At 69.9% G+C, this 18295-nt stretch carries 19 protein-coding genes, 1 tRNA gene and 1 pseudogene; 18 read left to right on the top strand and 3 right to left on the bottom strand.

Features of this window, described 5'->3' with window-relative positions; genetic code table 11:
• The first annotated feature begins 25 nt into the window (after positions 1 to 25).
• Genes FHX33_RS20430 through FHX33_RS20395 form a run of 8 tightly spaced genes read left to right on the top strand, consistent with a single transcriptional unit; the run spans position 26 to position 6864 of the window.
• On the top strand, positions 26 to 811 hold the full coding sequence (locus FHX33_RS20430) for an NAD-dependent epimerase/dehydratase family protein (protein WP_021763592.1): 786 nt from the start codon (positions 26 to 28) through the stop codon (positions 809 to 811).
• A complete protein-coding gene (locus FHX33_RS20425; RefSeq protein ID WP_021763593.1) occupies positions 808 to 1800 on the top strand; it encodes a phosphoglycerate dehydrogenase in 993 nt (330 codons plus the stop codon). Before FHX33_RS20430 ends, FHX33_RS20425 begins: the two co-directional genes overlap by 4 nt.
• Positions 1797 to 2603 carry a hydroxypyruvate isomerase family protein gene (locus FHX33_RS20420; protein WP_021763594.1) on the top strand — a complete coding sequence of 269 codons (807 nt, stop codon included), beginning with the start codon at positions 1797 to 1799 and terminating at the stop codon, positions 2601 to 2603. The genes FHX33_RS20425 and FHX33_RS20420 overlap by 4 nt, the downstream gene beginning before the upstream one ends.
• Complete coding sequence (locus FHX33_RS20415) at positions 2600 to 3262, top strand: hypothetical protein (protein WP_021763595.1); 663 nt, start codon at positions 2600 to 2602, stop codon at positions 3260 to 3262. The genes FHX33_RS20420 and FHX33_RS20415 overlap by 4 nt, the downstream gene beginning before the upstream one ends.
• Complete coding sequence (otnK, locus tag FHX33_RS20410; protein WP_021763596.1) at positions 3259 to 4506, top strand: 3-oxo-tetronate kinase; 1248 nt, start codon at positions 3259 to 3261, stop codon at positions 4504 to 4506. The genes FHX33_RS20415 and otnK overlap by 4 nt, the downstream gene beginning before the upstream one ends.
• Positions 4503 to 5159, top strand: a complete 657-nt coding sequence (locus FHX33_RS20405) for a class II aldolase/adducin family protein (RefSeq protein WP_183428918.1) — start codon at positions 4503 to 4505, stop codon at positions 5157 to 5159. Before otnK ends, FHX33_RS20405 begins: the two co-directional genes overlap by 4 nt.
• Positions 5156 to 5833 (top strand): substrate-binding domain-containing protein, encoded by a 678-nt coding sequence (locus tag FHX33_RS20400; RefSeq protein WP_021763599.1) that lies wholly within the window; start codon positions 5156 to 5158, stop codon positions 5831 to 5833. The genes FHX33_RS20405 and FHX33_RS20400 overlap by 4 nt, the downstream gene beginning before the upstream one ends.
• A gap of 44 nt (positions 5834 to 5877) precedes the next feature.
• Positions 5878 to 6864, top strand: a complete 987-nt coding sequence (locus FHX33_RS20395) for a nucleoside hydrolase (protein WP_021763600.1) — start codon at positions 5878 to 5880, stop codon at positions 6862 to 6864.
• Positions 6865 to 6889: 25 nt separating this feature from the next.
• Here FHX33_RS20395 and FHX33_RS20390 read toward each other — a convergent pair whose 3' ends face one another.
• Positions 6890 to 7303, bottom strand: a complete 414-nt coding sequence (locus FHX33_RS20390; RefSeq protein WP_021763601.1) for a cytidine/deoxycytidylate deaminase family protein — start codon at positions 7301 to 7303, stop codon at positions 6890 to 6892.
• Between the two features lie 120 nt (positions 7304 to 7423).
• On the opposite strand from FHX33_RS20390, the gene FHX33_RS20385 reads away from it, so the two are divergent.
• From FHX33_RS20385 to FHX33_RS20360, 6 genes are all read left to right on the top strand, one after another.
• Positions 7424 to 8752: an MFS transporter gene (locus FHX33_RS20385; protein ID WP_021763602.1), complete on the top strand. Its 1329-nt coding sequence runs from the start codon at positions 7424 to 7426 to the stop codon at positions 8750 to 8752.
• A 163-nt stretch (positions 8753 to 8915) separates the two neighbouring features.
• Complete coding sequence (locus FHX33_RS20380) at positions 8916 to 10097, top strand: AI-2E family transporter (protein WP_051336998.1); 1182 nt, start codon at positions 8916 to 8918, stop codon at positions 10095 to 10097.
• 86 nt (positions 10098 to 10183) lie between these two features.
• Positions 10184 to 10519: a hypothetical protein gene (locus tag FHX33_RS20375; RefSeq protein WP_183428917.1), complete on the top strand. Its 336-nt coding sequence runs from the start codon at positions 10184 to 10186 to the stop codon at positions 10517 to 10519.
• A 114-nt stretch (positions 10520 to 10633) separates the two neighbouring features.
• Positions 10634 to 12157: a SulP family inorganic anion transporter gene (locus FHX33_RS20370; protein ID WP_021764196.1), complete on the top strand. Its 1524-nt coding sequence runs from the start codon at positions 10634 to 10636 to the stop codon at positions 12155 to 12157.
• A gap of 120 nt (positions 12158 to 12277) precedes the next feature.
• A complete protein-coding gene (locus FHX33_RS20365; RefSeq protein ID WP_039923123.1) occupies positions 12278 to 12970 on the top strand; it encodes a DUF2510 domain-containing protein in 693 nt (230 codons plus the stop codon).
• 70 nt (positions 12971 to 13040) lie between these two features.
• Positions 13041 to 13129, top strand: a tRNA-Ser gene (locus tag FHX33_RS20360).
• A gap of 196 nt (positions 13130 to 13325) precedes the next feature.
• Here the strand turns inward: FHX33_RS20360 and FHX33_RS22315 are convergent.
• Positions 13326 to 14288: pseudogene (locus tag FHX33_RS22315) on the bottom strand (tyrosine-type recombinase/integrase); the annotation flags it as partial.
• 37 nt (positions 14289 to 14325) lie between these two features.
• Positions 14326 to 14919 carry a helix-turn-helix domain-containing protein gene (locus FHX33_RS20350; RefSeq protein WP_021764200.1) on the bottom strand — a complete coding sequence of 198 codons (594 nt, stop codon included), beginning with the start codon at positions 14917 to 14919 and terminating at the stop codon, positions 14326 to 14328.
• A gap of 103 nt (positions 14920 to 15022) precedes the next feature.
• Here FHX33_RS20350 and FHX33_RS20345 point away from each other — a divergent pair, with 103 nt between their 5' ends.
• The 4 genes from FHX33_RS20345 (at position 15023) to FHX33_RS20330 (ending at position 18294) form a co-directional block, all read left to right on the top strand.
• Positions 15023 to 15220, top strand: coding sequence for a helix-turn-helix transcriptional regulator (locus FHX33_RS20345; RefSeq protein ID WP_021764201.1), 198 nt, complete (start codon positions 15023 to 15025; stop codon positions 15218 to 15220).
• Positions 15221 to 15696: 476 nt separating this feature from the next.
• Positions 15697 to 16446, top strand: coding sequence for a sigma-70 family RNA polymerase sigma factor (locus FHX33_RS20340; RefSeq protein WP_183428916.1), 750 nt, complete (start codon positions 15697 to 15699; stop codon positions 16444 to 16446).
• Positions 16443 to 17546, top strand: a complete 1104-nt coding sequence (locus tag FHX33_RS20335) for a hypothetical protein (protein WP_183428915.1) — start codon at positions 16443 to 16445, stop codon at positions 17544 to 17546. Before FHX33_RS20340 ends, FHX33_RS20335 begins: the two co-directional genes overlap by 4 nt.
• Before the next feature lie 235 nt (positions 17547 to 17781).
• Positions 17782 to 18294, top strand: a complete 513-nt coding sequence (locus FHX33_RS20330; protein WP_183428914.1) for a hypothetical protein — start codon at positions 17782 to 17784, stop codon at positions 18292 to 18294.
• The last annotated feature ends 1 nt before the right edge of the window (position 18295 follow it).

Below are 18295 nucleotides of genomic sequence, written 5' to 3'. Positions count from 1 at the left end.
GCTGCACCACGACGAAGGGACGACGATGACCACAGTGCTCTACACCGGCGGCACCGGCCGCATGGGCCGGGTGATCCGCGACGGACTGTCCGGCCGCTACGACCGGGTGGTGCTCTTCGCACGCAGTCAGCCGGAGGAGCCGCTGCATCCCGGTGAGGAGGTCGTCGTCGGCGACCTCGCCGACCTGGATGCCCTGGTGGAGGCCGCCAAGGGAGTCGACGTCATCGCCCACTTCGGCGGCGTCGCCGACGAAGCCCCCTTCCGCGAGGTGCGTGCGGCGAACATCGACGGGACGTACAACGTCTACGAGGCCGCGCGCCGGGCGGGTGTGCGCCGTGTCGTCTACGCCAGCTCGAACCACGTCATCGGGTTCCACCCCGCCACCGAGGTGCTGGACGAGACCGCGACGCTGCGCCCCGACACCTACTACGGCGTCTCGAAAGCGTTCGGCGAGGCGCTCGCCAGCCTGTATCACGACAAGTGGGGCGTGGAGTCGGTGATCCTCCGGATCGGCACGTTCCGTCCCGAGCCGGAGGACGTGCGGCAGCTCGCCCTCTGGCTGAGCTGGCGCGACGGCATCGAGCTGACCCGCTGCGCGATCGAGAGCGGACCGGTGGGCTGCCAGGTCGTGTACGGCGCCTCCGCGAACACCGGCGGCTGGTGGGACGGCCGCGCCGGCTGGGAGGCCATCGGCTACACCCCGCAGGACGACGCCGCCGATCACGCCGGCGCCATCGACCCCGACACCAGCGCCCCGCTGTTCCACGGTGGCGCGTTCACCGCATCCGACTACGAAGGAGGGATCTGGTGAGCGACACCACCGAGCCCATCGATGTCCTGATCACCACCGCGTTCCTGCACCCGGGCGACGAGGTCGACCATGCGCTGCGGGAGGCCGGACTGGCCACCCGGCACGAGCCGGACCTCCTCGCCCGCCCGCGGGCGGAGCGTTCGCTGCTGCTGTCGCAGGTGCGGGCGATCATCGCCGGCACCCAGCCGCTGCGCGCCGAGGAGCTGCAGGCCGCCACCCGCCTCGAGGTCATCGTGCGCACCGGCGTCGGCTACGACAGCGTCGACGTCGCGACCGCCACGGCCGCCGGCGTGCCGGTGTGCGTGACGGCCGGCGCCAACCGTCAGGCCGTCGCCGAGCACGTGTTCGCCCTGATGCTCGCCGTCGCGCGGCGGGTGCCGGAGAACATCGCCAACCTCGCCGACGGCACGTGGCAGCAGCTGACAGGCCGCGAGCTGCACGGGGCGACCCTCGGCATCCTCGGCCTCGGCTCGATCGGCAAGGCCGTCGCGAGGATCGCCGCCGGCTTCGGGATGGACGTCCTCGCCTACGACCCGCATTTCGACGAGGCGTTCGCGGCTGCCAACGGCATCCGTCGCGCCACCCTCGACGAGGTCGTGGCCGAGGCCGACGTCATCACCCTGCACCTCTTCCTCGACGACTCGACGCGCAACCTGATCGATGCCCGGCGGCTGGCGGCGATGAAGGACGACGCGATCCTGATCAACACGGCGCGCGGTGGCATCGTGGACGAGGACGCGCTCGTCGCCGCGGTGCGCGACGGGATCATCGGGGGCGCGGCTCTCGACGTCTTCGCCGCCGAGCCGCTCCCGGCGGACAGCCCGCTGCTCCACACTCCCGGCATCCTCGCCACGACGCACGTCGCCGGCGCGACCCGCGAAGCACGCGGCGAGTCCGGGCGGATGGCCGCGGCGAACGTCATCGGCGTGCTCGGTGGCGGGGCCCCGCAGTTCGTCGTCAACCCCGACTACCAGGCGGTGCCGGCGTGATCGTCGAGACCACCGCCGGGCCGGTGCGGCTCGCGGCGAACCTGAAATGGCTCTTCACCGAGGTGCCGTTCGAGCAGCGTTTCGACGCCGCCGCCCGAGCGGGGTTCACCGGCGTGGAGTTCGCATCGCCGTACGAGCTCCCGGCCGGGACCGTACGCCGGCTGCTGGACGACGCCGGACTGGAGCAGGTGCTCATCAACACACCGGCGGGGCCGGCGGGATCGGCCACGATCATGGGTGCGGCGTACGTGCCCGGTGCCCGGGAGGAGTTCCGGGAGGGGGTGCTCCGGGCATTGGAGTACGCGGCGGTGCTCGACACCCCGGTCATCCATGTGATGTCCGGGCTGCGTCCCGCCGACGCGGATCCCGATCTCGCCCTCGCGACCTACGTCGCCAACATCGGCTGGGCCGCCGAGCAGGCCCGCGCCGCCGGCGTGCGTGTTGCGCTCGAGCCCATCAACAAGCGCGATCAGCCCCGATACGGACTCGCCTCGATGGAGACCGCGGCCGCAGTGGCGGAGGCCGTCGATCCCGAGACCGTCGGCGTGCTGTTCGACGTCTATCACGCGCAGGTCGACGGCGGGAACCTGATCGACCGGTTCGAGCGCCTCCTGCCGCGCATCGCCCACATCCAGATCGCCGACAACCCGGGCCGGGGCGAGCCCGGCACCGGCGAGATCGCGTTCGACCGCGTCCTGGCGCGGATCGCCGCCAGCCCGTACGACGGATGGGTCGGCTGCGAGTACGGCCCCGTCGCCGGCACGCTCGACGGCCTCGCCTGGACCGAGAGGATCGCACGATGACGAAGATCGCATTGATCAGCGCGACCCCGCTCGCCATCCCCCCTGCTGCCGCTGCGATCGCGACGGCCCTGCCGGACACGACCGTCTGGAACCTCCTGGACGACCGGCTGCTCGCCGACGCCGAGGAGCAGGGTGGTATCACGGCACCGCTGGCCGCCCGCATGGACGATCTCATCGAGCTCGCCCTGGCCGGCGGCGCGGACGGCGTCCTGCTGACGTGTTCGCAGTTCGGCACCCGGGCCGACGTGCGCGACCGCGCGACCGATCGGGTCGCGGTGCTCTCCGCCGACGGCCCGCTCTTCGCGGAGGCGGCGGAGCAACAGGCATCACGGATCCTGCTCGTCGCATCGCTCGAATCCGCGGCGGCCGACAGCGCCGGCCGACTCTCGGCCGTGCTGGCCGCATCCGGCTCGGCTGCGTCGGTCACGCCGCTGGTCGTGCGCGCAGCGGCGCGTCCCCCGCAGGGCGAGAGCCTCGACGAGGTGCTCGGGGCGGCCATCGCCGGTGTCGCTGAACCGTACGACCTCGTCGTGCTCGGGCAGTACTCCCTGGCCGCGGCGGCGGGCGCCCTCGCAGCGCGGTTCGGGGCGCCCGTCCTGGACGGCCCGAGTGCGGCCGCCCGCCGGCTGGCCACCGAGATCGCCGAGGAGTCCCGATGATCGGCGTCATCGCCGACGACGTGACCGGAGCGACCGACGTCGCGGCCGCGCTGAGCCGCGCCGGGCTGCGCACCCTCCTGACCCTCACCGCCGAGGTGGACGACCACGAGGTCGTGATCGACGCCGACGCCGTCGTGATCGGATTGAAGACGCGCTCGCTCCCGGCCGCCGACGCGGTCGCCCAGAGCCTCACCGCGCTCGACGCCCTGCAGCGGGTCGGGGCGGACCAGTTCTACCTCAAGTACTGCTCGACGTTCGACTCCACTCCGGAGGGAAACATCGGGCCGGTCACCGAAGCTCTGGCCGTGCGGCTCGGGGCGCGGACCGTCGTGACGACGCCCGCCGCTCCGCTGCACGGCCGGACCGTCTACCAGGGGCACCTCTTCGTCGGGGACACCCTGCTGAACGAGACGCACATGCGCGAGCACCCGATCACCCCCATGCGGGACTCGTCCGTGCCGCGCCTCCTGGCGCCGCAGGCCGAGCGGCCGGTCGGGCTGCTGCCCCTCGACATCGTGCGGGCCGGCGCCGAGCTCATCCGCGAGACGATCACCGCCGCCGAGACGGGCGGCACGACCCACCTGGTCGCGGACGCCGTGTCCGAGGACGACCTCGCGGCGCTCGCCGAGGCGATCGGCGACGCGCCCCTGATCGCGGGCTCGGCGGGACTGATCGGAGCGATCGCCCGTCGTCGCCCCCGATCCGATGCCTCGGCAACCCGTCCGCCCGCAGCCCGAACGGCGATCATCGCCGGAAGCTGCTCGCGGCGCACCCTGGAGCAGATCGCTCGCTTCCGGGAGGAGGGCGCGCCGACGTACAAGGTCGTCGCGGCATCCGGCGACACCGCGGCCGGGCTGGCCCAACAGGCGCTCGCCTGGTGGGACCGACTGCCCGCGACCGCGTCGGCACTCCTCTACTCCTCCAGCACGGCGGAGGAACGGGACGCCTCCGTCGACGGAGCCGCGGAGCTCTACGAAGAGGTGGCGGGGCTGATCGCCCACGGGCTCGCAGAACACGGTGTCACGCGCCTGCTCGTCGCCGGAGGCGAGACCTCCGGCGCGGTGATCCACGCCCTCGGGACGCGGGTCGCGGTCGTGGGGGAGGAGGCGGCGCTCGGCGCACCCTGGATCCACGACGTCGCGCACGACCTCCATCTCGTGCTGAAGTCGGGCAACTTCGGCGAGCCCGGACTGTTCGTCGACGTCGCCCTCCGAGACCCGGCCGTGATCGGGGCGGACGCATGACCGCCGCCGCAGCCATCGAGCGCGTGGCTCACGACATCCACCGCCGCGGACTCACACACGGACGCACCGGCAACCTCGCCGTGCGCGACGGGGATCGCGTGCTGGTCACGCCCACCGGCGTCAGCCTCGGTGAGGTACGAGCCGATGCGCTCTCCGTGGTGGATGCGAGCGGGCGCCATCTGGCCGGCCCCCGGCCGACGAAGGAGGCGTTCCTGCACGTCGCGATGCTGCGGGTGCGCCCCGAGGCGAATGCCGTCGTGCACACCCACTCGGTGCATTCCGCCGCCCTGTCGTGCCTGGACGGGCTCGATCCCGAGCGGCCTCTCCCTCCGCTGACCGCCTACTACGGGATGCGCGTCGGATCGCTGCGGCTGCTGCCGTACGCGGCCCCCGGCGATCCCGCAGCGACCGCGGCCGTCGAGGATGCCGCGCGCGCCTCCCACGCCCTCCTGCTGCGCAACCACGGCCCCGTCGTGGCGGGCGCCGACCTCGATGCGGCCCTCGACGCCCTCGAGGAGCTCGAGCACACCGCCCAGCTCTTCCTCCTCACCCGCGGACTGCCGACGGCGCCGCTCTCCGATGCGCAGGTCGCCGCCCTACGGTCCGCCGCCCCGCGGTCCGCCGCCCCGACCGGAAAGGCCCTCACGCCGTGATCACCCTCTACAGCGGGCTCGTCGTCCGCCAGCCTCTCGTCGACACCGTCATCCCCGCGTTCGAGCGCGCGCACGGCGTCCGCGTCGAAGCGACGTTCGAGCCCACCTCGAAGCTCCTGCAGCGGATCGGTGCGGGGGAGCGGCCCGACCTCGTGCTCGGGGTCTCGTCGTCCGTCCGCGACCTCGCCGTCGAGGGCGTGGTCGACAGGGAGGCGATCGCCGACATCGCGGTCTCGGCGGTCGGGTTCGCGCGGCTCCCCGCGACCCCCGCCCCCGCCGACCCGTCGGCGTCGACGTTCCTGGACTATCTGCTCGCCGCCCGCGCCGTCGCCTACACACTCTCCGGAGCGAGCGGACTCCACTTCATGGAGGTGCTCCGCACGCGCGGCCTGCTGGACCGCATCGACGAGCGCGCCGTGCGCTTCGAGTCGGGTCTGACCGCCGAAGCCGTCGTCGACGGCCGTGCGGAGGTCGCCATCCAGCAGGTGAGCGAGCTGCGGTCCGTCGCCGGCCCGCACATCGTCGAGCCGATCCCGCACGAGCTGCAGGCGTACGCCCGATTCGCCATCGGGGCCCGCACCGGCGCGCCGGACGCGGCGAAGGACTTCGCCCGAGCCCTGACGGGCGCCCCCGCGCAGGACGCGTTCGCCGCCGCCGGACTGAGCACACCGTGAGCACGACCGCTCGCGGGAATCGAACCGAGAAGGAGACTGGAACGATGAGAAAAGTGGTGGTCGACACCGACACCGGCGTGGACGACGCCCTGGCCCTGATGCTGCTGGCGGCCGATCCCGAGGTCGAGATCCTGGCCGTGCTGAGCGTCTTCGGCAACACGTACGGCGATCGCGCCGCCGACAACGCGCGCTATGTGCTCGACACCTGCGGACGCGAGGACGTGCCGGTCTATCGCGGCTGCGACGCGCCGCTGGAGCAGGAGCTGCGCCTGTCGGCGGGCATCCACGGTGACGACGGGTTCGGCAACACCGGCCTGCGACCGCGGACGCCGGTGCCGGCCGAGCCGAACGGCATCCCGATCCTCCTCGACCTCGTCGACGCGCACGAGGGCGAGATCGACTACGTCGCGCTCGGGCCCCAGACGAACCTGGCGACGGCACTGCGGACCGACCCCGCGCTGATGGAGCGCCTGAGGAGCACGACCATCGTCGGCACGCTCGGCCCGGCGCTCTACCAAGACACCGAGCCGTGGGCGGATCGCCGCTTCCGCGTCTCCCGCGATCCCAACGTCTCGTTCGACATCGATGCGGCCCAGGAGGTCGCGAAGCGGAAGGGGGACATCACCTGGTGCGGGCCCTACGTGACGCGGCAGGCCATGGTCCCGGAGGAGTTCTTCCTGGACATCGCCGCGTCGACCGGGTTCGCACCCGCGGAGCTGATCACGAAGATCAGCGCCGACTACGCCGGCTTCTACACGCGCTCCTACCCGCGGCCCGACGGCAAGCGCACCATGGGCATCAACGACAGCCTCGCCGTGGCGAGCCTGCTGCGGCCGGAGCTGGTGACCGGCTCGGTGCAGCGCCCGCTGCAGACCTTCGAGGATCCGCAGACCGGCGACCGTTACCTCGCGGGCGTGCACCCGGTGAAGGGGGAGACGCGGCCCCTCCACCGGGTGATCTTCGACATGGACTTCGACGGCGTGCTGGAGTTGATCGGCGACGTGCTGCGCCGGCCGCTTCCCTGGCGATGAACCGCTCCTCGCGGAGCGGGTGGGCTCAGTCGTACGAGCGCGCCCGCTTCCAGGGCATCGGCAGGAGGTCAGGGGAGCCGACGGCGACCACGTCGCCGCCGTCGTCCACGAGCACGCGCACGCCGGGCGCGACGGCCGGGACCAGCTCGCGGCACACACCGCAGGGGTTGATCACGACTGGCACCCCGTCCTCGCCGAGGCCGACGGCGACGATCGTCTCGACCGCCTCTTCACCGGCGGCCTTCGCGTTCGCGACGGCCGTGCTCTCCGCGCAGACGCTAACGCGGGGGGAGCGGAGGCTGACGCCGAGGTGCACCGCGCCCGACTTCCCGAGCGCCGCGGCGGCGACCCGCGTAATGGCGGCATCGTGCACGCGGACGAGCAGCGCGGACGCCTCCGCGATGAGCTTCTCGTCCGCAGCCGTGATCATCTGAACCATCGTCGGTCCCTTTCTCTGGAGGTCGTTATCGCTATACTATAGTTTTGTCAGGCATCTCGACCCCCTCCGTGAACCACCCAACCCGTCCCCCGATCTGCGATGAGCGAAGGAGCTCACAGAATGTTGGAAAACCAGGACACCGCGGCCCCCTCGGCCTCCGCCGTCCCCACCGCGGCCCGGCCGCACACCACCCGGAACCTCTTCGCGCTCAGTGCCGGGCACGCGCTCGAGTGGTTCGACTGGGCGATGTTCGGGCTGCTGTCCGTCTACATCGGCAACGCCTTCTTCCCGGGTTCCAGCCCGGCGGCCTCCACGCTGAACTCGCTCGCCGTGTTCGCGGTCGGGTTCGTCGCGCGGCCCGTCGGCGGCGTCGTATTCGGCCTGGTCGCCGACCGGATCGGCCGCAAGGTCGTCATGCTCTGGGCCGTCGGCGCGACGGCACTGGCCAGCCTGATCATCGGCTTCCTCCCGACCCACGAAGTGCTCGGGATCTGGGCCGGCGTCATCGTGCTCGTCCTCCGTCTGGTCCAGGGGTTCTCGACCGGCATCGAGGCACCGCTCAGCAACGCGTACGGCGTCGAGCTGGTGCCCGACCGTCCCGGCTACGTCGCCGGATTCATGGCGTTCTTCAACAACCTCGGCAACCTCCTGGCGCCGCTCACCGCGTTCACGGCCAGCGCGCTCCTCGGGCCGGCCGGCATGACCGCGTACGGCTGGCGCATCCCCTTCATCCTCGGCGGCCTGCTCGGCTTCATCGTGCTCTGGCTGCGGCGCTCGCTGCCCGAGACCCTGGGCTCCGAGGACGGCGCGGCCGACCCGGGGACGATCGCCACCCGCACGGAGTCGATCCGCGTGTGGCGCGGCGTGAAGCACTACTGGCTCAGCATCGTCGCGGTCGTCTTCGTCGTCGGCGCGATCCAGGCCTACAACTACACCTGGCTGTCGGGCCTGCCCTCGCTGGCGACCGGTTCGTACGGCGAGGACCCGACGAGCGTCTTCGCGGTGAGCACCACCCTCAGCATCATCCTGACGGTCGGCGCACTCGTGCTCAGCCGCTTCCTGGACAAGTGGGCGCTCTCGCGCTGGTTCGTGCTCGGGCGGGCCCTGGCCATCCCGACGATCTTCCTCGTGCTGATCTACACGGGCAACGGCGTCGGCTCCCTCGCCGGTGTGATGCTCGGCGGCTCGCTCGTGCTGCTGCTCAACCTGACGATCTACAACACCGTCGCCAACTCGCTCATCCCGCAGTACTGCCGCGGCACTGCGGTCGGCATCGGGTACGGCATCGGCGTCGCCCTCTTCGGCGGCACCGCCTCCTACCTGTTCGTCTGGCTGCAGAGCGTCGGGCTCGGCAGCGTGTTCCCGATCTACGTCGCGGTGCTCTGCGCGATCAGCCTGGTGCTGTACCTGCTGGCCAAGCGGCGCCACGGCGTCTTCTACGGCGAGTAGCCGCCGCCTCCATTCGTGCCGAATGTCGACTTTGGCGCCGCCAAACGCGACATTCGGCACGAATGTGCGTGCGCATCCCCACCTCCGCCCCGCGAAGTCAACGGTTTTACGCGCGGGCGCGGCGCGGAGATGATGAGGTGGTCCCTTCGAAAGGAGACCGCTGATGGAGCTGCGCTGGAATCGTCCGCGACCGGGAGGTGCGTCCGCCTCGAGATCGACCGGCCCGAACTCCACCATCCCGAGCGGCGTGCGGTCGGCGTCGGAATGGTCCTGGCGCCTGCTCGTGATCGTCGGGCTCGCGGCCGTGGTGATCTACCTGGTGATGGTGTTCCAGGAGATCGTCATCCCGCTGCTCGTCGCCCTCCTGGTGTCGGCGCTGCTGCAGCCGGTCGTCGCCTCCCTGGTCCGCCGCCACTGGCCGAAATGGCTGGCGATCCTGCTGACCCTCGTCGCGTTCGCGGCCGTGCTCGGCGCGCTCGTGCTGCTCGTGGTGTGGCAGGTGCGGGCGGGACTCCCGCAACTGGAGCGCGAGTCGGTCGCCGCGTACGACCGGGTGCGCGACCTGCTGCGTCAGCCGCCGTGGAGCGTGAGCGACGCCCAGCTCGCCGGCTACATCTCCAGCGCGGGCGACCTGATCACGAAGGACAGCGGCCAGATCATCGGTGGCGCGGTGCGGGTCGGTTCGACCACCGGACACCTCCTCGCCGGCGCGCTGATCGCGGTGTTCGCCACGATCTTCATGCTCATCGACGGCGGGGGCATCTGGCGCTGGATCACGCGCCTCTTCCCGAGCAGCGGTCGCCCGGCGATCTCGGCCGCGGGTGACGCGGGCTGGACCACGCTGTCGAGCTTCGTGCGCGTGCAGATCCTGGTCGCGCTGGCCAACGGCGTCGGGATCGGGCTGGTGGCGTTCTTCCTCGGGCTGCCGCTGGCCATCCCGATCGGCGTCGTCGTGCTGCTCGCCTCGTTCATCCCGGTGATCGGCGCCATCGTGTCGGGCATCATCGCCGTCGTGATCGCGCTGGTCTTCGCCGGTCCGGTGCAGGCGATCATCATGCTGGCCGGAGTGCTGCTGGTGCACCTGCTCGAGGCGCACGTGATGCAGCCGCTGCTGGTCGGGGGAGCGGTGAAGGTGCATCCGCTCGCCGTCGTCGTGGGCGTCGCCGCGGGCACCGGGATCGCGGGCATCCCGGGCGCGCTGTTCGCGGTGCCGCTCATCGCGGTCGCGAACGCGATGGTCACCGCGATGCTGCGCACGGTGCACGGAACTCCGCCCGCCAACGACCCCGGCCCCGAGCCCGTCGCGGTCGCGGACCCGGCCGCGCCCCTGGCCCCCGAGACGTGACTTGTTGCGGGTGCGGGAGGCCCCGCACCCGCAACAAGTCACGTCTCGCGGGGGTCTCTCCCCAGGCCGCGGGCTAGGTTCGGAGCATGGACTCCCCACCCGCGCGCTACTGCCCGAGCCGCAACGGAGGGCGGCACTGCACCCGGCCGCTCGGGCATCCCGGGCTGCACCGGCGCGGCGCGCTGCTCTGGTCGGACACGTCCGCCGATGCGCCCCGCTGCCCCGGCTCGGGTGAGCCCGGGAGGCCCGCACGTGAGCTCGCCGACGGGTACCCGGGGGGCCGCGCCCTCTGCGGCCGCTGCCTGCGGTTCATCGCCCTCGACGGCACCGGCCGGCTCGTCGAGCACGACACCACCGACGCGGCCGAGACGGATGCGGAGATCGCGAGCCGACGGGAGTGGTTCAACACGATCGGGTGGTGACGCGGCCGGTAGGGTGATCAGGTCCGCCTCCCGGTGCGGGCGCCTCCCTCCCGCTGCCGAAAGGACTGCCGCGCGGTCATGCGCGGTCGCGCGCGGCCGCCGGCGCACGACCCGATGCCTCTCGCCCCCTCCGCGCCTCCGTCCGCCGCGTTCCGCCTCCCGAACGGGCAGGTGCCGGTGCGTGCCGTGCTGAAGCGTCCGCGCCTGTTCGCCACCGAGGTGCTGGCCGGCATGGTGACGACGCTCGCGCTCATCCCCGAGGTGATCTCGTTCTCCCTCATCTCGGGAGTCGGGCCGGATGTGGCGCTCATCTCGTCCGTCGTGCTCGCGATCGCGATGTCGTTCCTCGGCGGCCGCCCGGCGATGGTGACCGCGGCGGCGGGCTCGGTCGCGCTCGTCCTCGCGCCGATGGTGCAGGCGCACGGCACCGCGTACGTGCTGCCGACGGTGCTGCTGGCGGGCGTCATCCAGGTCGTCTTCGGGGTCGCGGGGCTGGCGAAGCTCGTCCGCTACATCCCGCGCTCGGTGATGGTCGGGTTCGTGAACGCGCTCGGCGTGCTGATCTTCGTCGCGCAGCTGGCGCACGTGATCGACGTGCCGTGGCAGGTGTACCCGCTGTTCGCGGCGACCGTGCTGATCGTGCTGTTCCTCCCGCGCCTGACCAAGGCCGTGCCCGCCCCGCTGGTCGCGATCGTCGTGGTGACGCTCGCGGCGTTCGCCCTCGGGCTGCCCGTCCCGACCGTCGGTGACGAGGGGAGCGTCAGCGGCGTGCTGCCCGGCCTGACCCCGTGGACCGTGCCGTTCGACCTCCACACCCTGCAGATCATCGCCCCCACCGCGCTCGCCGCCGCCCTCGTCGGCCTGCTCGAGTCGCTGCTGACCGCGAAGCTCGTCGACGAGCTGACCGACAGCCGCTCCGCGAAGGGCCGCGAGTCGTGGGGTCTCGGCCTCGCGAACATCCTGGCGGGCTTCTGGGGCGGAGTCGCGGGATGCGCCATGATCGGCCAGACCGTCGTCAACGTGCAGATCGGGCGGGCGCGCACCCGTCTCTCCACGCTCGTCGCCGGACTGTTCCTCCTCCTGCTCGTCGGCGTGCTCTCCCCGGTGATGGCGGCGATCCCGATGGCGGCGCTCGCCGCGGTCATGATGATCGTCGCGCTGCAGACCGTCGACTGGCACAGCGTGCGCCCCTCCACCCTGCGCCGGATGCCCGTGCCCGAGACTCTCGTGATGCTCACGACCGTCGCCGTCACCGTCGCGACCGGCAACCTCGCGATCGGCGTCGGCGTCGGCGTGCTGCTCGCCCTGGTGCTCTTCGCCCGCCGCATCGCGCACGTCGTGCGGGTCTCCCGCGAGGTGTCGGAGGATGGATCCGTCGCCCACTACCGCGTGCACGGCCCGCTCTTCTTCGCCTCCAGCAACGACCTCGTCGACCAGTTCTCGTACGCCGACGATCCCGCCCGCGTCGTCGTCGACCTCAGCGCCTCCCACGTCTGGGACGCCTCCAGCGTCGCCGCCCTCGACGCCGTCGAGACCAAGTACGCCGCCCACGGAGCCGAGGTGGAGCTCGTGGGGCTGGACGAGCGCAGCCACGCGTTCCACGGGCGGCTGTCGGAACGCGTGGTCCGCGAGACGTGACTTGTTGCGGGTGCGAGGGCCTCCGGACCCGCGAGATGTCACGTCTCGCGAGCGGTCATAGGTTCGCGCGGTAAGGTCGCGGGTGCGGCCGGAGCAGGCCGCGGAATGGAGGCGCGCACGATGACCGACGCGAATGGAACTCCGAGCGGGGTCGCCCCCGGCTGGTACGCCGACCCGTACGGCGCCGCGCCGCAACGCTGGTGGGACGGCACGCAGTGGACCGGGCACGTCTCGCAGGCCGCTGCGACGCAGCCGGCCACCGCACAGCCGCAGTACGCCCAGGTTCCCCAGTACCCGCAGCCGGTGGCCGTGCGCCCCGCCCGCCCCGAGCTGAACCCCGCGACGCCCGTCGGGACCGTGTGGATCTGGCTGATCGCCCTCCTGCCGCTGCTGACCATCGCGCTGCTTCCGACGCTCCAGATCCACCTCCCGGCGATCGACCTCAACGACCCCACGCCGACCATCCCCGACCCGCTCGCCCTCATCGGCGGACCCTGGTACTTCGTGCTGATGGGCGTCAGCTGGCTGTCGTACGCCGCGCTGGTGGTCTTCAGCTGGCTCGACTATCGCGAGCTCACGCGCCGCGGCGTCGTCCGTCCGTTCCACTGGGCCTGGTCGTTCCTCAGCCCGCTCGTCTACGTCATCGGCCGCACCGTGATCGTCCGCTCTGTCGCGAACCGCCGCGGCATGGCGCCGATGTGGGGAGCGATCGCCGTCATCGCACTGTCGTTCATCGTGTCGACGATCTGGACGATCACCCTCACGACCAGCATCTTCGACCAGATCTCCCGGATGGCCTACACCGGAGCCTGAGAGTCCCGTGTCCCAGACGGCCGCCCGCGTCCGTTATGATGGCTGACGTGCGCCTGCTCGCGGGCGCCGAGGAGACGTCGCATAGTTCGGCCTAGTGCACCACCCTGCTAAGGTGGAGTCCCCGTAAGGGGACCGAGGGTTCAAATCCCTCCGTCTCCGCCGATCGAAACCCCCGGAAACTCAACGATTCCGGGGGTTTTTTCTGGCCAGATTTGCCCATCCCCCACAAAAACCCCACAACTGATTTCGTCGCGGCGTCATCGAGGCGTGCCGAAACGTCGTCGAGGTCATCGTCGAAGAGGTCGGCGTAGATATCCAAAGTCATGGCTGCGGAGGCGTGGCCGAGCATCCGCTGGATGGCTTTTACGTTGGCGCCGGCCGACACGGCGAGGCTCGCTGCGGTGTGCCGGAGATCGTGAATGGTCATCTGTGGGATGCCAGCCGAGATCCGTGCGGTCACGAACCAAGAACGTGATGCGGTGCTCACTCGAGTGCGCCGCAGGTACATGCCGCGCTTGTCGGCGAAGACGAGCTCGTCCGGCCCCTTGCCCTCGACCAACGGACGCAGCGCCGGGTCCAGGAGATGGGGAAAAGGGACAGTGCGGCGTTTGTGCGACTTCGGTGTGCCGACTTCGATGATCCCGTCGACCTCGACCGCGTTCTCGGAGACGCGGATACGTCGCCGTTCGAAGTCGATGTCCTTCACTCGCAGGCCGACCATCTCGGCCCAGCGCAGGCCGGTGTAGCAGAGCAGCAGGATGATCGGCGCGCGGTCACCCGAGGCCTTCGCGAGGTCGTGGACCTGCTGATGGGTGAGGTAGACGTGCTCCTTCGGGATCTTGCGGGGCAACTTGATTTCGCGGGCAGGGTTCTGCGTGATGCGCCGATCCCGCATCGCGATGTCGAGAATCCCGGCAAGCACCCCGTGTGCGCGAATGACGACGGTCGGCGAGCTGACTTTTGATATCTCGGCGATCCAGCTCTGCACTTCACTGTGTCGGATTTCGCCGACGCGACGGTGTGCCCACTTCGGCGCGACGTGTTTGCGCCACGAGCCTTCAAGCGGGCGGAGCGATGACGGCTTGAGATTGCTGCGCGAGGCGAGCCACTCTGCAGCAAGTGCGCCGACCTCGGCCTTGGCCGATGAGGGATCGACCCACTCACCGCGCGAAGTCGTCACGGTGGTTGTGGCGAGGAACTGTTCGGCGTCGAACTTCCGTGTGAACCCGGCCTTCTCGCGTGAGCGATGGTCGGGATCGCGGTAGCGCACGCGGTAGCGGCGTCCGTTGGCGGTCTGGTAGCTCTCGATGCTTCCCATGAGCTTCGCTCTGCGCTACACCTCCTTGGTTCTCCGGCTAGTCGGCCGGGTCGTTCATGATGCCAGTGAGGCCGGCGCTGGCGAGGAGTTCGCCGACGCGGGTGGCCTCGCGGCGGATGCGGTCGAGGCGCTGCTGCACCTCGCCGTTGGACGCGATCAAGTCGCGGTCGCCGGATGCCTTCTGGGTATCCAGGACGATCTGCAGGCGATCAAGCTCGCGGCGCAAAGTCCCGAGCTCGCGCAGCGACGCGAGGATCTCGATGTCAGAGCGCTCGGAAGCCAGACGCGGCCGATAAGCGCTCCCGGACGTTGCGGAAAGCCAGCAGTCGAATTCAGTCGCTGTCATGCCCGCGAAGTCGTCGCTGAGGTTTGGCAGGTCGAGTTCAGCGTTGGGCGTGCCGATCGGAGCAAGCAGCAGACTCACCGGGACGTTGAGTCCGCGCGCGATGTTGAGCAACTGGCTCACGCTGAGATCGGCTTTCCGGCCGGACTCGATGTTCTCCAGGATCGACGGTGTGAGGTTGCCGCCGGGGATGGCTTCGGCCAGGTCCTCGGTCGTGCGGAATCCCCGTTCTCGGCGCGCCAATCTGATCCGTGCGCCGATGTTCTTCTCCGATCGAAAGTCCGCCATTTCTACAGCCTACAGCCTCTCCTGTTGTCAAGCGACGAGAAAGTTGCTACCGTATTGTCAACAGCTAGAAGGCTCCTAGGTTGTCGAAACGAAGGAGACGGGAATGATAGGAGAATTCATCCAGCCAGCGGAAGCAGCTGAGCTGACCGGCATTTCGATCGCGGCGCTCGCGCAACTGCGTCACCGCGGTCAGGGGCCACGGTTCTACAAGCCGACGGCCCGCGCCGTCCTCTACAAGCGGGAGGAGGTGTTGGCATGGGTGGAAGCGAGTGTGCGGACGAAGACCGGAGTGTTCGCCTAACCGAGTCAGCGCCATCTGTCCCGGGGGTCATTCAGGACTTCGTCGACGGGTATCTAGTGCCCGTCGATCCGATGAATGATCTGCAATGCGAGAGTTGTCAGTAGAACACCCGGTTCACCCCGGCGTGCCGCCGACCGGCTACCCCTGTTCGGGGGTAGCGTGCGGCACCAAATGGAGCGGCAGATTCTTACCCTCTTCACCGTGTTGCTGGCCTCGCTGGGCGAGTCCGGGCGGCGGTGACGCATCGTGGCTGAGACCCCCGAACTTCAGAGTCGAAGCCGCCACTCCATCATCGAGTCCGGGCGCGCCGCCCCGAAGCTCCCATCCCGGCGCAGCTCGGAACATCCAACCTTCCTAGTCCAAGGAGGGCTCCCGCGCGCTCATTCGCGCTGACACAGCCCTGTTCTGACGAGCCGATACGGTTCGAACCCGGTCCTTCGCAGTAGCCACCTCCATGCAAGGAAGGTTGTGATCTCGTGGCTGGAGGAACCAAAGTCCGCACGCGGACCGATGCTCTTCTCACAGAGCTGCTCCGTGAAGTCGACACGTTGCAGCCGTACGTCCGCTTCCAATTGCGCGGCTGGCCGAATGAGGTCGACGCCGTCTTACAGCAGGCCCGCGAAACGGTCTGGCACCGATGCTCCACCTTTGACCCGGAGCTGGGGACTCCGCATGCTTTCGCGTTCGGCATCACCCGTCACGTCGTGCTGCGGGAGATCGAGCGGAAGTATCGCCCGATGGACGAAATCACCATCGATGTCAACATCGAGTCCGACTCGGACATCGACCCGCTCGAGACGATGATCCGCCGGTTCGACGCTCACCGCTGGATGGTGTTGGTCGCCGACTACGTCGGCCCATCCGACTGGCACGTGATGAGCGACCTGAGCCTGGCCGACGGCGACGCCGAGCGGGTGGCAGAAGCCCGCCAGCTGTCCAAGCGCAGTGTCCGCACGATCCGCGAGCGGGTGTGCCAGACCGCCCGAACCGTGCTCGCCGCGCTCGCGGCCGCGGACGCGGGACTGCCGATGACCGGGTCCGTGATCGTGTCGTGCGTGCCCGAGACCGGCGGTTTCCGGGAAGTCGCCGAGATGATCGGCGACGACGCAGACACCATCGCCGCCACCCTCCACATCCATCCCGGCTCGGCGCGAGCCCGGATCGCGACCGCCAAGCGATTGCTGATGATCGCCCGGGACGTCCTCGAGTTGGAGGTGGCGGCATGATCAGTGCGGGCGCGGCGGCAGCTCATGCCGTGACGCATCCGAAAACGACTCGGAACCTGCTGATCGTCGCGGCCGTCATCGTGCTGGTCGTCCCTGTCGCTCTCGTCGCCGTGCCGGTGTCGCTAGTGCTCGCGATGGGGGCGAACGGGTTCGGTGGCGGCGGGGGAGTGTGCGGCGGATCCGTCCCGTCGGTCGAGGCAGGCCAGAACGTGGACGGCTACGGGCCTGATCAATTGAAGATCGCCGCGACAATCATCACTGTCGGCCAGCAGATGAGCGTGCCCCCGCACGGGCAGACACTCGCGTTGATGGTCGCGATTGGGGAGTCAGGGCTGCGGAACCTCGATCACGGGGACGCCGTCGACAACACCACGATCGGCGTCTTCCAGCAGGGCGCCGGCTATGGCACCCCTGGGGAGCGGATGGACCCGGCGACCGCAGCCGCCGCGTTCTACACACGCATGCTGCACGTCCCGGACTGGCAGACCCTCGCGCCGACCCTGGTCGCCCACGCGGTCCAGATCAACGCCGACCCGTACCACTACGCCCCGTTCTGGACTCCCGCCGAGCAGGTCCTCGCCGCACTGACGGGAGCGAGCGCCCGTGCGTGTCAGGTGCCGGCAGACGCTGCCGCTGCCGCTGTAGTCCTCGTCGGTGCGATTCAGGCGAAGAAGCTGAACTTCCTCGAACCCCGCTACCAGCAGCAGGTCATCAACATGGCTGACGGTACCGCGACGCCGGATTGCACGATCGACGCGCACGTCCTCCAGCTGATCGTCGTAGCTGTCCAGGCCTTCCAGCAGGTCGGGGTCAGCGACCTCAACCGGCGCTGCACAGGCACAACCCCAGGAGCGGGAACAGCGTCCGCCCATTGGAAAGGCAAGGCCGTCGACTTCTACGCGATCAACCGCCAATCCCTAACCGGCGCCGACCCGCTTTCCGTCCAGCTGATCCACGCCCTGGACCCGTACGCGCCGCGCGGGTCATCGGTCGGTCAAAGCGACTGCCGGTCCCGCGCTCACATGACGCTCGGTGTGCTCATGAACTTCACCAGCGACTTTCCCGATACCTGCAACCACCAGCACATCCAAGTGCCCTGACCAAACGAGTCTCCCAAATGCGCGCCACAAATCGCTCCGTACCGGAAGTTCTAAGTGAAGGACGCATACGAAACCGAGGTGAACTGAGATGAACAAGAAGCTGATCGCACTCGTTGCCCTCCTTCCATGCCTGGCCTTCGCCGGCTGCGTCGGTACGACGCCAACACGGAACCCGTCGTTCACCACAGTCGCGCCGGCCAAACCAACGCCGACGTCGACGTCCGCACAGGATGCGATGCCGGCGGCATCAGGCATCGTCAGCAGCGTCTGGGTCGACGTCTACCCCGGCACCACCTTCAAGGCCAAGCACGGCTGCCGGTGCACGCTCCCGGACTCGCCTTCCGAGCTCTTCCCGGTCGGAACCCGAGTGCTGTTGCTGAAGGTCACTATGACCGGCAAGTGGATCCCCTCCCAGGGCAACCAGGACTTCCAGGACGTCACCGGCACCACCCTTAAGGGCACCCAGTTCGACGGCCGCCCCGAACCGGCCGTCCTCGACACCGTCGACGGACCCGCCGCCGCCAAAGCCGTTGGCGTGCCCTGGCTGCCCGCGGGGCTCTTCCACGGACAGACGACTTGGACGGTCCCGAACGAGAAGAGCCGATCGTTCGCCGCCGCCTACTACGTCCCCGCCGACGTCGACCAACTCGAACTCACCGTGAACATCCCGTCAGAGGGCAAGGCGAACATCCTCACCGTCCCCCTTCCGGCCTCCGCGACCGGCGCAGCCTCCGCGAGCGGGGAGTGAC

It is taken from the genome of Leifsonia aquatica (assembly GCF_014190775.1).
GTDB lineage: Bacteria > Actinomycetota > Actinomycetes > Actinomycetales > Microbacteriaceae > Leifsonia > Leifsonia aquatica.
Note: the sequence above shows the minus strand (reverse complement) of the source record. Positions and strands in the feature narration are given on the sequence as shown.

Excerpts from the sequence above, each read along its gene's own strand:
- FHX33_RS20390 (WP_021763601.1), bottom strand. The coding sequence starts at position 7,303 with ATGGTTCAGATGATCACGGCTGCGGACGAGAAGCTCATCGCGGAGGCG.
- FHX33_RS20415 (WP_021763595.1), top strand. The coding sequence starts at position 2,600 with ATGACGAAGATCGCATTGATCAGCGCGACCCCGCTCGCCATCCCCCCT.
- FHX33_RS20365 (WP_039923123.1), top strand. The coding sequence starts at position 12,278 with ATGACCGACGCGAATGGAACTCCGAGCGGGGTCGCCCCCGGCTGGTAC.
- otnK (WP_021763596.1), top strand. The coding sequence starts at position 3,259 with ATGATCGGCGTCATCGCCGACGACGTGACCGGAGCGACCGACGTCGCG.
- FHX33_RS20375 (WP_183428917.1), top strand. The coding sequence starts at position 10,184 with ATGGACTCCCCACCCGCGCGCTACTGCCCGAGCCGCAACGGAGGGCGG.
- FHX33_RS20405 (WP_183428918.1), top strand. The coding sequence starts at position 4,503 with ATGACCGCCGCCGCAGCCATCGAGCGCGTGGCTCACGACATCCACCGC.
- FHX33_RS20385 (WP_021763602.1), top strand. The coding sequence starts at position 7,424 with ATGTTGGAAAACCAGGACACCGCGGCCCCCTCGGCCTCCGCCGTCCCC.
- FHX33_RS20330 (WP_183428914.1), top strand. The coding sequence starts at position 17,782 with ATGCCGGCGGCATCAGGCATCGTCAGCAGCGTCTGGGTCGACGTCTAC.
- FHX33_RS20395 (WP_021763600.1), top strand. The coding sequence starts at position 5,878 with ATGAGAAAAGTGGTGGTCGACACCGACACCGGCGTGGACGACGCCCTG.
- FHX33_RS20370 (WP_021764196.1), top strand. The coding sequence starts at position 10,634 with ATGCCTCTCGCCCCCTCCGCGCCTCCGTCCGCCGCGTTCCGCCTCCCG.
- FHX33_RS20430 (WP_021763592.1), top strand. The coding sequence starts at position 26 with ATGACCACAGTGCTCTACACCGGCGGCACCGGCCGCATGGGCCGGGTG.
- FHX33_RS20345 (WP_021764201.1), top strand. The coding sequence starts at position 15,023 with ATGATAGGAGAATTCATCCAGCCAGCGGAAGCAGCTGAGCTGACCGGC.
- FHX33_RS20350 (WP_021764200.1), bottom strand. The coding sequence starts at position 14,919 with ATGGCGGACTTTCGATCGGAGAAGAACATCGGCGCACGGATCAGATTG.
- FHX33_RS20335 (WP_183428915.1), top strand. The coding sequence starts at position 16,443 with ATGATCAGTGCGGGCGCGGCGGCAGCTCATGCCGTGACGCATCCGAAA.
- FHX33_RS20380 (WP_051336998.1), top strand. The coding sequence starts at position 8,916 with ATGGAGCTGCGCTGGAATCGTCCGCGACCGGGAGGTGCGTCCGCCTCG.